Below are 1495 nucleotides of genomic sequence, written 5' to 3' on the forward strand. Positions count from 1 at the left end.
GTGTAATCATGCCATTGAAACCCAAGAAGAGAAAACGCAACATAGAAGATACGCATCAACGTGCTGTGATTAATTGGTCGAGACTTATTAAGTTACCAAACTCAAAACTGTTTGAGCCAAATACGACTCTCTTTGATTATTTGTTTCATGTTCCGAACGGTGGCGGACGCAGTAAAGCGGAAGCTGGTATTTTGAAATCACTGGGAGTCAAGGCGGGCGTATCGGATTTAGTGCTCGCCATTCCCACCAGTGACTACAGTGGTTTGTACTTAGAAATGAAACCGCCAAAGCTGTATCCATCACGCGTAAGTGAGACTCAACTGGATTGGAAAGAGCGAATGAACCGAGTTGGATATTTTTGTGATATTGCTTATGGCTCAATTCAAGCTCAAAAAATCATTGCGAATTATCTTAGAGAACATGTACAGATAAGAGGAGCGGGTTCCTAGTGTCTGGGAAAATAAAAGACGAGTTAACTCGTTGGGGTATTTGGCATCGCCAGGGCAATGTTGCTCGTCACTTATGGTATTCCTCGAAGTCACCAGGCGCTGAGTTAATAAAAACTCAATCGGGTTACCATGACGAGTATCGACAAGAATTACAGACCTTATCTGAAGATGAAGTTCAAAAGCTTGATAAAATTATTCTTGTTCTTGGTAGGGTGGATAAAAATCGCTGTTTGGTTTTAAAAAGAAAATATATCGATTTGTATTCCATCAGAGATATTGCTGAAGAGTTTAATCTTTCAAAAGCAAAGGCGCATGATTTAACTCAGAGTGCTGAAGCATGGGTGGAAGGTGCGATTGATATAATTGTTCATTCATGACTGCTACTCAGAACTCTAACGATTCTCGGTTGACCGCTTTCGATAACACCGAAAACGCCATTGCCAACAACACATCCTTGAACGAATTCATTGGGCTTTAACTTTGTCGAATAATCCAACTCTGCACTGTACTGAATAGTCATTCACTGACAACCGAACAGGGGTGGCGAATTCTTCAAGTCTACGAGCTGCACCTACTCTAATAAAGCCCAGCCACCAAAGATCTGTGACTATCCCATCTCTAGTAAAAACACCAACCATGCCTTTTGTTTCATGCATCAAGATGGTGTTTCCGTAATTAATAGAGTACTTAAGAGCTAGCATTTTTGAACACTACTTATGCAAGTAGTTAAAATCAGGCTTCAAAGCGATCTTTCTCAGATACTGATTTTCTATCCTATTGATTTATATAGAAATTAAAAATGAGATATCCTATTAAATGCGCTTGGGTGAATAATAACGGGAATCTCTATTTGATATAGGGGTGTATCTGACTGATAATTATGGTTAATTTGAAAAAACTGAAGTTGTATATACTTATTAAATGCGCTTTAGTGAATATAATTACTAGTTAAGTGTATGAATAGTCCAGAGCTGACAATTAAAGATAACTTTGTTGACTCGCCAAATGAGTTATTTACGTATATTCGAAATAATGTAAAGTGGGAT

The 1495-nt window shown here is 38.5% G+C and carries 3 protein-coding genes; 2 read left to right on the forward strand and 1 reads right to left on the reverse strand.

Features of this window, described 5'->3' with window-relative positions; all coding sequences use genetic code 11:
* Both FAX86_RS22040 and FAX86_RS22045 read left to right on the forward strand, forming a co-directional pair.
* Window positions 1–449: VRR-NUC domain-containing protein (locus FAX86_RS22040; RefSeq protein WP_144395661.1), on the forward strand; the 449-nt coding region annotated here is incomplete at its 5' end.
* Window positions 449–826: an antiterminator Q family protein gene (locus FAX86_RS22045; protein WP_144395662.1), complete on the forward strand. Its 378-nt coding sequence runs from the start codon at window positions 449–451 to the stop codon at window positions 824–826. The genes FAX86_RS22040 and FAX86_RS22045, both read left to right, overlap by 1 nt.
* Here FAX86_RS22045 and FAX86_RS22370 read toward each other — a convergent pair.
* Window positions 817–969, reverse strand: coding sequence for a hypothetical protein (locus FAX86_RS22370; RefSeq protein WP_164503713.1), 153 nt, complete (start codon window positions 967–969; stop codon window positions 817–819). The genes FAX86_RS22045 and FAX86_RS22370 overlap by 10 nt on opposite strands.
* Window positions 970–1495: the final 526 nt, after the last annotated feature.

The organism is Pleionea sediminis, assembly GCF_007570825.1.
GTDB lineage: Bacteria > Pseudomonadota > Gammaproteobacteria > Enterobacterales > Kangiellaceae > Pleionea > Pleionea sediminis.

Excerpts from the sequence above, each read along its gene's own strand:
- FAX86_RS22370 (WP_164503713.1), bottom strand. The coding sequence starts at position 969 with ATGACTATTCAGTACAGTGCAGAGTTGGATTATTCGACAAAGTTAAAG.